At 65.3% G+C, this 13,663-nt stretch carries 12 protein-coding genes; all 12 read left to right on the top strand.

Annotation, left to right across the window (positions count from 1 at the left end; translation table 11 throughout):
* The first annotated feature begins 30 nt into the window (after positions 1 to 30).
* The 12 genes from FE851_RS10030 (at position 31) to murG (ending at position 13,605) form a co-directional block, all read left to right on the top strand.
* Complete coding sequence (locus tag FE851_RS10030; RefSeq protein WP_026002570.1) at positions 31 to 360, top strand: hypothetical protein; 330 nt, start codon at positions 31 to 33, stop codon at positions 358 to 360.
* Positions 357 to 1,556: a DUF4350 domain-containing protein gene (locus FE851_RS10025; RefSeq protein ID WP_145202075.1), complete on the top strand. Its 1,200-nt coding sequence runs from the start codon at positions 357 to 359 to the stop codon at positions 1,554 to 1,556. The genes FE851_RS10030 and FE851_RS10025 overlap by 4 nt, the downstream gene beginning before the upstream one ends.
* Positions 1,557 to 1,796: 240 nt before the next feature.
* Complete coding sequence (locus FE851_RS10020) at positions 1,797 to 2,294, top strand: division/cell wall cluster transcriptional repressor MraZ (RefSeq protein ID WP_107123718.1); 498 nt, start codon at positions 1,797 to 1,799, stop codon at positions 2,292 to 2,294.
* On the top strand, positions 2,291 to 3,250 hold the full coding sequence (rsmH, locus tag FE851_RS10015; RefSeq protein WP_017184118.1) for a 16S rRNA (cytosine(1402)-N(4))-methyltransferase RsmH: 960 nt from the start codon (positions 2,291 to 2,293) through the stop codon (positions 3,248 to 3,250). Before FE851_RS10020 ends, rsmH begins: the two co-directional genes overlap by 4 nt.
* Positions 3,247 to 3,897, top strand: coding sequence for a hypothetical protein (locus FE851_RS10010; protein WP_019051524.1), 651 nt, complete (start codon positions 3,247 to 3,249; stop codon positions 3,895 to 3,897). Before rsmH ends, FE851_RS10010 begins: the two co-directional genes overlap by 4 nt.
* 1 nt (position 3,898) lies before the next feature.
* Positions 3,899 to 5,605, top strand: a complete 1,707-nt coding sequence (locus FE851_RS10005) for a peptidoglycan D,D-transpeptidase FtsI family protein (RefSeq protein ID WP_019051523.1) — start codon at positions 3,899 to 3,901, stop codon at positions 5,603 to 5,605.
* Positions 5,602 to 7,047 carry a UDP-N-acetylmuramoyl-L-alanyl-D-glutamate--2,6-diaminopimelate ligase gene (locus FE851_RS10000; protein ID WP_145202072.1) on the top strand — a complete coding sequence of 482 codons (1,446 nt, stop codon included), beginning with the start codon at positions 5,602 to 5,604 and terminating at the stop codon, positions 7,045 to 7,047. The genes FE851_RS10005 and FE851_RS10000 overlap by 4 nt, the downstream gene beginning before the upstream one ends.
* A gap of 298 nt (positions 7,048 to 7,345) precedes the next feature.
* Positions 7,346 to 8,737 (top strand): UDP-N-acetylmuramoyl-tripeptide--D-alanyl-D-alanine ligase, encoded by a 1,392-nt coding sequence (gene murF, locus FE851_RS09995; protein ID WP_145202069.1) that lies wholly within the window; start codon positions 7,346 to 7,348, stop codon positions 8,735 to 8,737.
* On the top strand, positions 8,737 to 9,810 hold the full coding sequence (gene mraY / locus FE851_RS09990; RefSeq protein WP_017184123.1) for a phospho-N-acetylmuramoyl-pentapeptide-transferase: 1,074 nt from the start codon (positions 8,737 to 8,739) through the stop codon (positions 9,808 to 9,810). Before murF ends, mraY begins: the two co-directional genes overlap by 1 nt.
* Positions 9,807 to 11,201: a UDP-N-acetylmuramoyl-L-alanine--D-glutamate ligase gene (murD, locus tag FE851_RS09985; RefSeq protein ID WP_145202066.1), complete on the top strand. Its 1,395-nt coding sequence runs from the start codon at positions 9,807 to 9,809 to the stop codon at positions 11,199 to 11,201. Before mraY ends, murD begins: the two co-directional genes overlap by 4 nt.
* Before the next feature lie 38 nt (positions 11,202 to 11,239).
* Positions 11,240 to 12,442 (top strand): putative lipid II flippase FtsW, encoded by a 1,203-nt coding sequence (gene ftsW, locus FE851_RS09980; protein WP_026149384.1) that lies wholly within the window; start codon positions 11,240 to 11,242, stop codon positions 12,440 to 12,442.
* Positions 12,439 to 13,605 (top strand): undecaprenyldiphospho-muramoylpentapeptide beta-N-acetylglucosaminyltransferase, encoded by a 1,167-nt coding sequence (gene murG / locus FE851_RS09975; protein ID WP_017184126.1) that lies wholly within the window; start codon positions 12,439 to 12,441, stop codon positions 13,603 to 13,605. The genes ftsW and murG overlap by 4 nt, the downstream gene beginning before the upstream one ends.
* Positions 13,606 to 13,663 lie beyond the last annotated feature (58 nt).

Here is a 13,663-nt window from a genome sequence, read left to right as displayed (position 1 = left end):
GGTCGCGGCGATGTACAAATGAGCGCAGGCATGGCTGAAACACCCCGCCGACTGGAAGGGTTGCAGCGCGTTCAGATCGGGCTGACCGGTCTGGCAGGTGTCGTGTTGCTGGTGGGTCTGGCCAATATCGTCATCGACAAGGCGCGCAAGGACGATGCCGCGCTGCCGCCGCCAGTGGTGCCGACATTGTCCACTGCCCCCACCAATGTCGTGTCGCCCAAGGATCCGCTCGCTGAACTGGGCGTGCAGCCCGCGCCGGAGCAGGCGCCGGTGGTGCCCGATCAGGCACCTGTCGTGCCCGATCTTCAGCCCGATCCCAATCTGCGCAAGCCGATGGACCGCGATCCGCAGCCGCGTTGAATGATGGGCGGGTGAAGGTGCCGCGCCGCCTGACGATCTTTCTGACTCTGTTTCTGCCCGTTGTTGCGGCGTTGGTGGCGGGGTTGGTGCGCGCCTGGCGATCGGGCGGGCAGGCCGATCCATGGACATGGGCCTTGCCTGCTGCGCTGATGGTGGCGCTGATGGGGCAGTTGCTGGCGAAAAATCTGTGGCGGTGGTTGCTATGGATCGCGATCGGCGCGACCGGGGCGGCACTGATTTTCTGCACGATAGCCGCGGCGCGTCCGCCCGATCTTTGGGCGGCTGTGGGATTGCTGCTTATGACGCTGCTGGCGGGGTTCGGCAGCCGCGGGCTGCGCGAAGGCGGGACAAGATTGATCGCGGTCGGGCTGCTTGTGCTGGCCGGGTTGCTGGCCTGGCGCGGTCCGTCGCAACCGTTGACGGCGGTGGCCGACCGGCCCGCGCTGGCGGTGATCACGGCGCTGCCGCTATTCTGGACCGAAGGGGCGCGCGCCGACGCGCCGATCATCACTGTGCTGCGAACGCGCTTTACGGTGCGGCCGCTGGATGATCCGCGTGCTTTGGCCGGATCGGGTGCGCGCGCCTTGCTGCTGGCCCAGCCGCGCGCGATGACGGCGGAGGAACTGGTAGCCATCGACGCCTGGGTACGGGCAGGCGGCACCGCGCTGGTGCTGGCCGATCCGCTGTTGCGCTGGCCGACAGTGCTGCCGCCCGGCGACCGTCGGCGCGCGCCATCGGTCAATCTGCTGCCGCCGCTGCTGGCGCATTGGGGCGTTGAGCCGGGCGGGCTGGACGAGGCGGAGACGCGCCACTTTCTGGATGATGGGCAGCTTGTCACCCTGTCCGGGACGCAGGCATTTATGGGGAGGCAGCCGGGCTGCGTCCCGCCGCGCAGTGCGATCATGCGCTGCCGGATCGGGCAGGGGCGCGTCGTACTGGTGGGCGATGCCGACCTGATCGACGACCGGCTCTGGCTCGCCGATCCGGCCAGTCCGCTCGATCCGCGCGCCTGGGCGGCGGATACGCCCGCATTGGTCGGGCACTGGCTGGGTGTTTCGATTGCACAAGGGCGTCACTGGTTTCGCGAGGCGGGCGACGTGGTGACAGGGCTACGCTGGGCGCTGATCTTTGGGACGGGATGGGCGATCCTGGGAATGGTGCTGTTCCGCCGGACTGAACAGCGAGTTGAACAATGAGGAGGATGAGAACAAATCATGAAAATATGCTGGAAAAGCCGGGGAAAATCCGTTAGACCCATTTTCTAACAGCTCAGCCCACTTTCTCCCGACTTTTCCCTTTTCAGTTGGCCCCTTGCTTGGTAGGTAATCAGCAATTGGGGTTAATCAGGTGTTGGCGATTCCTGCGTGCCGGATGTCATTCCAGTGATTCCGGCGACGGGTGGCCTGTGCCCCGCATGAAAGGGGCGAATTTCCAGCGTGTCGGATGTCATTCTCTATTCGGGCAACGCGTTCAGCGTCGCGGACGGCAAGGGCCGTTTCGTGTTGCCCCTGGAGATGCGCAAGCTGGTTCGCCAGGCGAGCGGCGATGAAAATCGCCTGTGCCTGTCCGTCCACATGGACAATGGCTGCGCCACCGGCTTTGGCCTGTCCCACAAGCGTTTCCTGTTCGATGAAGTCGCTGAACTGGAACGGCTGGCGCGTGAGGCGAACCGGCCCTTCAACGGCGATCTGGAACGCGAAAATCGTCTCGGCACGATCGAGGACGTCAATTTCGATGATGGCGGCCGCTTCTTCCTCCACCCCGATATCAAGGAAGAAGCGGGCATCACCGACGTGGCGTTTTTCTATGGCGTGGGCCGCTATTTCCAGATCTGGAAGCCCGAAGCCCTTGTGGAAAGCCCCGATCGCCCGGCGCTGATCCGCAACAAGGTGAAGCGCTGGCTCGACGCGCGCGCAGCGGAGGGCGGCAAGTGAGCCTGTCTGACGCTGATACAGCCCCGCACATCCCCGTGCTGCTCGACGAAGTGCTCCATGCTCTTGCCATCACCCCTGGCGAGATTCATGTGGACGGCACGTTCGGCGCGGGCGGCTATTCGCGCGCAATGGCGAAGGCGGGGGCGACGGTCTATGCGCTGGATCGCGACCCCGATGCGATCCGCGAAGGGCAGGCGGTTGCCGATGCGCATGGCATCACGCTGATCGCGGGCGAATTTTCGCGCATGGCGGAATTGCTGGCGGAACGCGGGATCGACAAGGTGTCGGGCATCACGCTCGACATTGGCGTATCCTCGATGCAGCTGGACCGGGCCGACCGTGGCTTTTCCTTCCAGTCCGATGGCCCCCTGCTCATGACCATGAGCCAGGACGGGATGAGCGCGGCCGATTTCCTGAACAATGCGCCGGAAGAGGAGATCGCCAACATCCTCTACCGCTATGGCGAGGAGCCACGTTCGCGCCGCGTCGCCCGCGCGATCGTCGAGGCGCGCCCGCTGGAGCGGACCGGGCAGCTGGCCCATGTCATTCGCCGCGCGCTGGGCCACAAGCCGCATGACAAGAAAGACCCTGCAACCCGCGCCTTTCAGGCGATCCGCATCCATGTGAATCGCGAACTGGAGGAACTGGAGCGCGCGCTGGAGGCGGCCGAGGCGCTGCTGGAGGAAGGCGGGCGTCTGGCCATCGTCAGCTTCCACAGCCTGGAGGACCGCATCGTCAAGCAGTTCCTGCGCAACCGCAGCGGCGGGGAAGGCGGCTGGTCGCGCCACATGCCCGAAAAGCGCGCCGCCGATGCGCCGACCTTTGCCAAGCCCGCCAAGGCGGTGCGCGCGGGTGATGCTGAACTGGCGCGCAACCCCCGCGCCCGATCAGCCACGCTGCGTAGTGCCGTGCGTACATCTGCCCCTGTTTCGTCCTCCGGGAGTCCCCGCGCATGATCGCCGTCAAAAGGTTGCAGAGCCTGATCTGGGTATTGCTGGTCGCGCTGGGCGCGCTGGGTGCCTATCTGGTGTCGCTCAAGGTCGCGACCGAGCGCAACGAGTTGATGCAGGTGCGGATGCAGATTGCGCGGGCGAAGGGGGATATTCGCTATCTGGAAACGGAATTCAGCGCGCGCGCGTCGATGCGGCAGCTGGAAAGCTGGAACCAGCATGATTTCATGTATGGCACGCCGACCGCTGGCCAATATCTGGCGGGCGAACGCGCGCTGGCGCAGCTGGACGGGGTGCAGCCCAACGGGCCGGACTATGTCGCGCCGCCGGTGATGGTCGCGATGGTGGAAACCCCCGCTGACCTGCCATCCGCTCCGCAGGCAGCGCCCGCCAGCCCCGCCGCCACCCAGATCCGCAGCGACATCGCCGTGATTCGCGAGGCGCACGCCGCCGACAATGTCGAGAAACTGGCCAAACCCGCGCCGCGCACGCCTGCGGTGCAGGCGAAGGTCGACGCCGATGTGTCGAGGCCCAATCCGGTGGCCCGCAAGGCGGAGCGCATGGCGATGCTGGACGCCAAGCTGCTGGACGACAATACGCTGGGCGAACTGAGCGCGACGGCGGCGCGCGAGCGCAAGAAGGGAGCGCGCTGATATGGCGACGATCATCGTTCAGCCGGGCGTGGCGCGGGCGGGGCGGCAACGGGTCAGCCTGACCGCCATTGCGCATCACCGGCTGATGCTGCTGCTGATCCTGTTCATGGCGGTGACGATGGTGCTGGTCGGCCGGCTGCTGTGGGTCGGCGTGTTCGCGCACAGCGGAACGGGTGACGACGCCCTGTCGGCGTTCCTGCCGGCCCGCGCCGATATAGTCGATCGCAACGGCGTGCCGCTGGCGCGGACGATGGACGCCTATTCGGTGGCGGTGCGCCCGTCCAAGCTGATCGGCGAACCGGCCGAACTGGCGCGCAAGCTGCACGAGATTTTTCCCGATGAGGCCGAGGCGGTCTTTTACAAGAAGCTGACCGGCCGTGGCTGGGCCTATCTGCGTCGCCGGGCCTTGCCTGAGCAGGTGGCGGCGGTGAATGCGCTGGGCGAAATCGGCATCGAATTCCCGCGCGAGAAGGAGCGGCTCTACCCGCAGCGCACACTTGCCGCGCATGTGCTGGGCTTTGCGCCCAATGCCGACGGGGTCGGGGGCATGGGCGTGGAGGCTGCGTTCAACGATCGGCTGACCGATGCGGCGCTGCGCGGCCAGCCCTTTGCCATTTCCATCGACAGCCGGGTGCAGGGCGCGCTGGAAAGCGAGCTTTACGCCCAGATGGTCGCGCAACATGCCAAGGGCGCGGGCGGCATCATATTGGACGCCAACACGGGCGAAGTGATCGCCATGGCCTCCATCCCCGTGTTCGATCCCAACAAGCTGCAAAATTATGCGGGCAAATCTTGCAGCGAGTCACCGCTGTGCAACCGGATGGTGCAGGCCCGTTACGAACTGGGATCGACCTTCAAGCCGATCTCCATCGGGGCGGCCATGGACCATGGCATCGTGACGTCTATGAGCAAGCGTTATGACGCGACCGCGCCGATCTCCATCGGCGGGTTCCGCATCAAGGACGACCATTCGCTGGGACGCTGGATCAACGTGCCTGAAACGCTGGTCCACAGCTCCAATATCGCGACCGCGCGGATTGCCGATGAAATGGGCGCTGCGCCGATGCAGCAGATTTTCCGCACGCTCAAATTCGACCAGCGCGCGCCGATCGAACTGAAGGAGCGGGCCGGGACGATCTGGCCGAGCAATTGGGGACGGATCACCACCATGACCGTATCCTATGGCCATGGCATTGCGGTCACGCCGCTGCATCTGGCCAGCGCCTATGCCGCGCTGGTCAATGGCGGCATGTATCGCCCCGCGACGCTGCGCAAGTTGAAGCCCGGCGAAGCGCCGGTCGGACAGCGCGTCTTTTCCGCCGCCACCAGCGCGCGGATGCGCCAGCTGTTGCGATTGATCGTTGCGGCGGGTACAGGGCGTAGCGCCGACGCCACGGGGTTCCGGGTGGGCGGCAAGACAGGTTCCGCCGAGAAACCTGAGGATGGTCGCTATAATAAGAGTTCGCTGGTGACGACATTTGCTGCTGCTTTCCCGATGGATAATCCGCGCTATGTCGTCCTGACCATGATGGATGGCGCGACCAGCGCGATCGGCCTGCGCACTGCCGCCTGGACCGCTGCGCCGGTGGTCAAGCGTGTGATCGAGCGTACCGGGCCGATGCTGGGCGTGATGCCCGACGAGCGTCGCGACGTCGATATTTCGGACCTGACGCCATTGCTTTGGAAACCCAAGGGGGAAGCCGAATGACGCGCCTTGCCGGGCTGATCGACGGGCTGGACGCGGCTGTGAGCGCCGGAGCGGTGCTGGACGCCAATGTCACCGGCTTTGCCATCGACAATCGCAAGGTTGCGCCCGGCACGGTGTTCGGCGCCTTTCAGGGGCTGCGCGTCAATGGCGAGGATTATATTGCCGACGCGGTGAAGGCGGGGGCGATCGCGGTCGTCGCGCGGCCAGAAGCCAGGGTCGAAGGCGCGATCCATATCGCCCACGCCAATCCGCGCCGCCTGTTCGCGCAGCTTGCCGCACGCTATTTCGCGCCCTTTCCCGATGTGACGGTTGCCGTCACCGGCACGAACGGCAAGACCAGCACGGTCGAACTGACCCGGCAGCTGTGGCGGATGATGGGCCATCATGCCGCGTCGATCGGCACGCTGGGCGTCACGACATCGGTGGATCAGGTGTCGACGGGGCTGACCACGCCGGACATCGTCACTTTCCTGTCGAACATGTCGGGCCTGCGCCGCGAAGGCGTCACCCATGCCGCGTTCGAGGCGTCGAGCCACGGGCTGGCGCAATATCGTACCGAAGGGCTGCCGGTGCTGGCGGGCGGCTTCACCAACCTGTCGCGCGACCATCTCGACTATCATGGCGACATGGACAGCTATTTCGACGCGAAGATGCGGCTGTTCGATGAAGTCGTGGCGTCGGATGGCGCGGCGGTGGTGTGGGCGGACGATGCCTGGTCGGACAAGGTGATTGCGCGGGTGGCCGCGCGCGGCCTGCGCCTGTTGAGCGTTGGCGAGAAAGGCGAAGCGCTGCGGCTCGTCACGCGCACGCCGACGCAATTGGGACAGACGCTGGGCATTGAGGCGGACGGCAAGACATATAAGGTCAATCTGCCGCTGATCGGTGCCTATCAGGCGGCCAATGCGCTGACGGCGGCGGGCCTGGTGATTGCGACTGGCGGGGACGTGGCGAAGGTGCTGGAGTTGCTGGGCCGGGTTCAGCCGGTGCGCGGTCGGCTGGAGCGCGCGGTCATCAGCAAGGCGGGCGCGCCGGTCTATGTCGATTATGCCCATACGCCCGACGGCCTGCGCGCCGCGATCGAAGCGCTGCGGCCGCATACCAAGGGCAAGCTGATCGTGCTGTTCGGCGCGGGCGGGGATCGCGATGCGGGCAAGCGGCCTTTGATGGGGCAGGTGGCGGCACAGCTGGCCGATCATGTGATCGTGACGGACGATAATCCACGGTCTGAGGAGCCATCCGCGATCCGTGCCGCCGTGATGGCGGGTGCCGCTGGCGCTGAGGAAATTGGCGGGCGGCGCGCGGCGATTGCGGCGGCGATTGCGCAGGCGGGCGCGGATGACATCGTGCTGCTGGCGGGCAAGGGGCATGAGCAGGGCCAGATTATCGGCGACCGGGTGCTGCCTTTCGACGATGTGACCGTGGCGCGGGAGTGCGTGGGTTGATGCGGTTCTCAATTCCGCTCGCCCTGAGCGAAGTCGAAGGGCTCGGCCGACCGATAGGGAGGCCCCTTCGCTCCGCTCAGTGGAGGGCCTGTCTCTTATACACATCTAGATGTGTATAAGAGACAGGTGCTGCCTTTCGACGATGTGACCGTGGCGCGGGAGTGCGTGGGTTGATGCGGTCCTCAATTCCGCTCGCCCTGAGCGAAGTCGAAGGGCTCGGTCGACCGATAGGGAGGCCACTTCACTCCGCTCAGTGGAGGGCTTCGACTTCGCTCAGCCCGAACGGTGGGGGCGATTGATGGCGGACCTGTGGACCTCTGCCGAGATCGCCGAGGCAACGGGCGGCGCCGTGTCGGCGCCGTTTGCCGTTTCAGGCGTCGCGTTCGACAGCCGCGAAGTGACCGGCGGCGACCTGTTCGTCGCGATGAAGGGCGAGGCGACCGACGGGCACAAATTCATCGGCAAGGCCTTTGCCCAAGGTGCGGCAGGGGCGATCGTCAGCGAAGCGGTCGATCACCCGCATATATTGGTGAAGGACAGCGCTTTAGCGCTCGAAGCATTGGGCCGGGCATCGCGCAAGCGGATGGGCGGCAAGGTGATCGGCGTGACCGGGTCGGTTGGCAAGACGGGCACGAAGGAAGCGCTGTTTCAGGCGCTGGACCGCGCCCATCCGGGGCAGGTGCACCGCTCCGTCAAGAGCTACAACAATCATGTCGGCGTGCCGCTTAGTCTGGCGCGGATGCCGCGCGATACGGCCTTTGGCGTGTTCGAAATGGGGATGAACCATGCGGGCGAACTGGCGGCGCTGACCCGGCAGGTGCGCCCCCATGTCGCGATCGTCACCGCCATTGCGCCCGCCCATATCGAATATTTCGGCACCGAGGCGAAGATTGCCGAGGCCAAGGCGGAGATTTTCGAAGGATTGGAACCGGGCGGCACCGCGATCATCCCCTATGACAGTCCGCATGTAGCGCTGCTCTACAACAGGGCGGAGCGGCACGCCGCCAATATCCTGACCTTTGGCATGAGTGCCGACGCGGACGTTCATGCGCGCGAGGCCGTAGCGGCGCCGGGCGGCGGGACGCTGGTAACGGCGAAGCTGCCGGACGCGGAACTCTGCTTCACCGTCGCAGCGCCGGGCGATCATTGGGTGTCCAATGCGCTGGCAGTGTTGGCGGCTGTTTCCGCTGTTGGCGGTGATCTGGCGGCGGCCGGGCTGGCGATGGCGGAAATGCCGGGCCTGCCGGGGCGCGGCGAGCGGCGCATAGTGCCGGTTGCGGGCGGAGAGGCGCTGCTGATCGACGAAAGCTATAACGCCAACCCGCTGTCCATGGCCGCAACGCTCAAGCAATTGGGGCGCGAGCAGGCCGACCGGCGCATTGCCGTGCTGGGCGGGATGCGCGAACTGGGCGCGCGCAGCGCTGAGTTGCACGCCGATCTGGCCGGGCCGCTGGAGGCGGGGCAGGTCGACTATGCCATCCTGGTCGGCGCGGAAATGGCGCCGCTGGCCGATGCGCTGGACGGCAGCATCGCCTATGTGCACGTTCCCGACACGGCCAGCGCCACCACCCTTTTGACCACCGAGATACGCGCGGGCGATGCTGTCCTCGTCAAAGGCTCCAACGGCATCGGGCTGTCCCGCCTTGTCGCGGCGCTTGGCGAACCCGCCCGCGACGGAGAGACCAACTAATGCTCTACTGGCTTGCCCAGACCATGGATTTTGCGGGCGGGTTCAACCTGATCCGTTACCTGAGTTTCCGCGCGGGCGCGGCGATCTTTACCGCGCTGTTCATCGGCCTGCTGATCGGTCCCAAATTCATTGGCTGGCTGCGCGTGCGGCAGGGCAAGGGGCAGCCGATCCGTACCGACGGGCCGCAGACCCATCTGGCCAAGCGCGGCACGCCGACGATGGGCGGGCTGATGATCCTGACCTCCATGGTGGCGTCGGTCCTGTTGTGGATGGACCTGAGTTCCATCTATGTCTGGGCCTGCCTGTTCGTGACGCTGGGTTTCGGCGCGATCGGTTTTCTGGACGATTATGACAAGGTGACCAAGGCCAGCCACAAGGGGCTGTCGGGCAAGGCGCGGCTGTTGTTCGAATTTCTGATCGCGGGCTTTGCCGCCTGGCTGATCGTGTCGCAGCACGGCAATACCGCGCTTTACGTGCCATTCTATAATGGCCCGGCGATCGAACTGGGACCGTTCTATTTCCTGTTTGCGGCCTTCGTGATCGTGGCGTTCGGCAATGCGGTGAACCTGACCGACGGTCTGGACGGCCTCGCGACCATGCCGGTGATCATCGCCTGCCTGGCCTTCATGCTGATCGTCTATCTGGTGGGGCGCGCGGATTTTGCCGAATATCTGGGCATCCCGCATGTGCCGGGCGCGGGCAATCTGACGATCCTTTGCGGGGCGATCATTGGCGCGGGGCTGGCCTTTCTGTGGTTCAACGCGCCGCCTGCGGCTGTATTCATGGGCGATACCGGCAGCCTTGCGCTGGGCGGGACGATCGGCGTGATCGCGGTGACTGCGCATCATGAAATCGTGCTGGGCATCATTGGCGGGCTGTTCGTGGTGGAAGCGATGAGCGTCATCATCCAGGTGTTCTTCTACAAGCGCACCGGCAAGCGGGTGTTCAAGATGGCGCCGATCCATCATCATTTCGAGCAACTGGGCTGGGCCGAGCCGACGGTGGTGATCCGTTTCTGGATCATCGCCTTCATTCTGGCGCTGGCCGGCCTTGCGACGTTGAAGCTGCGATGATCGTTTCGGACGCCTTTGCGGGCAAGACCTATGCGGTGCTGGGGCTGGCGCGGTCTGGCCTTGCCACCGTCAATTGCCTGTCGGCCAGCGGCGCGCGGGTCGTGGCGTGGGACGGGCGCGAGGAAGCGCGTGCGGCAGTCGCGGGCAAGGCGGAACTGGGTGATCCGATGGAGATCGACCTTAGCGGCTTCGACGGCATCGTCGTGTCGCCGGGCGTGCCGCTCAATCGCCATCCCATCACCATGCGCGCGAAGCTGGCTGGCGTGCCGATCATCGGTGACATCGAACTGTTCGCGCTGGCCCGCCCGACGCTGCCGCCGCACAAGGTGGTCGGCATCACCGGCACGAACGGCAAGTCGACGACCACGGCGCTGATCCACCATATCATCGCGCAGGCCGGTTATCCGACGGTGATGGGTGGCAATATCGGCCTGCCGATCCTGGGCCAGCCGCCGCTGGAGCCGAACCTGAAGGGGCCGGGCGTCTATGTGCTGGAACTGTCGAGTTACCAGATCGACCTGACGCATAGCCTGGACTGCGATGTGGCGGTGCTGCTCAACATCACGCCTGACCATCTCGATCGCTATGACGGGTTTGAGGGCTATGTGGCGAGCAAGGCGCGGCTGTTTGCGATGCAGTCGGCGGATCATGTCGCGGTGATCGCAACGGAGGATGAACCGAGCCGGGCGATTGCTCAAAACCTCCGTCATTCCCGCGAAAGCGGGAACCCATCTCCCGATATTACGGGCCAAGGCGAGGTTGGAGAAATGGATCCCCGCCTGCGCGGGGATGACGTGAAAGAGGTTGGGTCGAGCGACATTGATCCCGTCGCCCAACTGACGTGGCCCGCCCTGCAAGGCCCGCATAATGCGCAAAACGCCGCTGTCGCAATTGCTGTGGCCAAAGCGCTGGGCATTGATGAGGCGACCATCGCCAATGCGCTCGTCAGCTATGCCAGCCTCCCGCACCGGATGCAGGCGGTCGGCACGCGCAATGGCGTTCTCTACGTCAATGACAGCAAGGCGACCAATGCCGCCTCGACCGCGCCAGCGCTCGCCGCATGGCCGCCGGTCGAAGGCAAGCCGCGCATCCACTGGATTTTGGGCGGGGTAGCCAAGTCCGACAATCTGGACGAGTGCGTGCCGCATTTCGGCAATGTCGCCCATGCCTATACGATCGGTGAGGCGGGGCATATGTTCGCTGACCTGCTGCGCGGGTCTATGGCGGTGGACGATAGCGAGATGCTAAGCGCCGCGGTGCGCCGCGCCGCGCGGATCGCGCAGCCCGGCGACGTGGTGCTGCTGTCGCCCGCCTGCGCCAGTTTCGACCAGTTTCGCGATTTCGAGGCGCGCGGCGATGCTTTTGTCGCGGCGGTCGGGGCGCTGGAATAGGGTGATGGCACGGGCCGAACAGGGAAGGGATGGGGCACATGTCTAGGGCAGGCGAACTGGTGAAGGGGTTTCGCACCCGCACCGTGCCGCGCGAACGCACCGCGCTCGCCATCTGGTTCTGGGAAATCGACCGCGTCCTTCTGTCGCTGATCGTCGCGCTGATGGCGATCGGTCTGGTGGCGGTCGCGGCGGCATCGCCGGTGGCGGCGATCGACCGTTCGACTGCGCAGGTTGCGGTCAACCCGCTCAACTATCTGTACCGCCAGCTTGTGTGGGTCGGTATCGGCCTGCCGATCATGCTGGTCATATCCATGCTGCCCCGACCGCAGGCGCGGCGGCTGGCGACCTTTCTGTGCGTCTTTTTCTTTATCATGCTGTTGTTCGTGCCGTTGCTGGGCAGCACGGTGAACGGGGCGAAGCGCTGGATCGACCTGCCCGGATTTCGCTTTCAGCCGTCGGAGTTTCTGAAACCCGTCTATGTCGTGACGCTGGCCTGGCTGCTGTCGCTGCGCGGCAAGGATGCGACTTTGCCGGTGATCCCGCTGACCGGCGCGATGACGCTATTGATCGCGGCGATCCTGATGCGTCAGCCCGATTTTGGCCAGACCGTCATTTTCCTGGCTTGCTGGGGCTGCCTGCTGCTGCTGTCGGGCCTGCCGATGCGATGGATAGCGGCGCTGGGCGGCATGGGGCTGGCTGGGCTGGTCGCGGTTTATATGTTCTATGAAAATGGCCGCCAGCGGATCAATGATTTTCTGGGGATCGGCGTCGATCATAGCGCCGGGCCGGATCAGACGGACCTGGCCTTCCGCACCATCACCCATGGCGGCTTTACCGGCGTGGGACCGGGCGGCGGGCAGCACAAGTTCCGCCTGCCCGAAGCGCATACCGACTATATCTTTTCGGTGATCGGGGAAGAGTTCGGCCTGCTGGCCTGTATCGCCATCGCTCTGGTCTATCTGGCCGTCGTCGTGCGGGTGCTGCTGCGCCTGCTGGACGAGGAGGATAGTTTCACCATTTTGGCGGCGGCGGGGCTGACGACACAGTTCGGATTGCAGGCGATCATCAATATGGGCGTCAATGCGCAGATATTTCCGTCAAAGGGGATGACGCTGCCCTTTATCAGCTATGGCGGCTCCTCTATGCTGGCGCTTTGCATCGGCGTCGGCCTGTTGCTCGCCTTCACGCGACGCAACCCCTTCATGGGTCGGCATACGGTCGTCAAATGGAGTGGTCGATGAGCATTTCCCGTCACTTCGTCCTCGCTGCCGGCGGGACGGGCGGTCATATGATTCCAGCGCATGCCGTGGCCGAGGAATTGATGGCGCGCGGCCATCATGTCGCGCTGGTCACCGATGAGCGGGGGGCGAAGATCCCCGGCATCTTCGACAAGGCGCAGGTTCATGTGTTGCCTGCCGGGCGCATGACCAAGAATCCCAAAAGCTGGCCGGGCGCATTGAAGGCGATACTGGCGGGCCGGGCGATGGCGCGGCGGCTCAATGAAACATTCCGCCCCACCGCCGTCGTCGGCTTTGGTGGCTATCCGGCGATGCCGGCTCTGCTCGCCGCGCTGGCCGATGGCGTGCCAACCGCCGTGCATGAACAGAATGCGGTGCTTGGTCGCGTCAACCGGCTGGTGGCGGGCCGCGTCGATGCGATTGCGACCGCCTATCCGGGGGTCGAGCGGCTGAAGGAAAAATATGCCGCCAAGGTGCATTTGATCGGCAATCCGGTGCGCGAGGAAGTGAAGCAGTTGCGCGAGGAGGATTTCCCGGCGCTGACCGAAGAGAGCGTGTTCCGGGTGCTGGTGATCGGCGGCAGCCAGGGCGCCTCGATCCTGTCGAGCGTCGTGCCGGAAGGGCTGTCGATGCTGCCGGTCGCGCTGCGCCGCCGCTTGCAGGTGACGCAGCAATGCCGGGCCGAGGATATTGAGCGAGTACGCAAAACCTATGCGGAGATGGAGATCCCCGCCGACCTTGCCACCTATTTCAACGATGTGCCGGAGAAATTGGGCTGGTCGCATCTGGTGATCGCGCGCGCGGGCGCGTCGACGCTGGCGGAACTGACATGCGCCGGGCGGCCTGCGATACTGGTGCCGTTGCCAAGCGCGATGGACGATCACCAGACCGCCAATGCCCGTGAAATGACCGAGGCAGGTGGCGCGCGCACCATTCCGCAGGCGCGCTTTACCGCGGTGGAACTGGCCAAGCAGATGCAGAAGATGGCGATGGAGCCGGGCGCGTTGCAAAATGCGGCGAAGCGCGCGCGCGGCTGTGGCCGTCCCAATGCGGCGCGGGACATGGCGGACCTGCTGGAAAGCATCGGCCATGCGCCGATCGTCAATGATGCGGTGCGGGTCGGGCCGACGCCGACGTCGCTGAACCTGGCGGGGGTTCCTGCTTGAGGCTGGCTGTCCGCACTGCATCCTCCCCTGCAAGGGGAGGGGGACCGTTCGCGAAGCG

Origin of the sequence: Sphingobium sp. B2 (genome assembly GCF_007693735.1) — a bacterium.
GTDB classification, from domain to species: domain Bacteria; phylum Pseudomonadota; class Alphaproteobacteria; order Sphingomonadales; family Sphingomonadaceae; genus Sphingobium; species Sphingobium xenophagum.
Note: the sequence above shows the minus strand (reverse complement) of the source record. Positions and strands in the feature narration are given on the sequence as shown.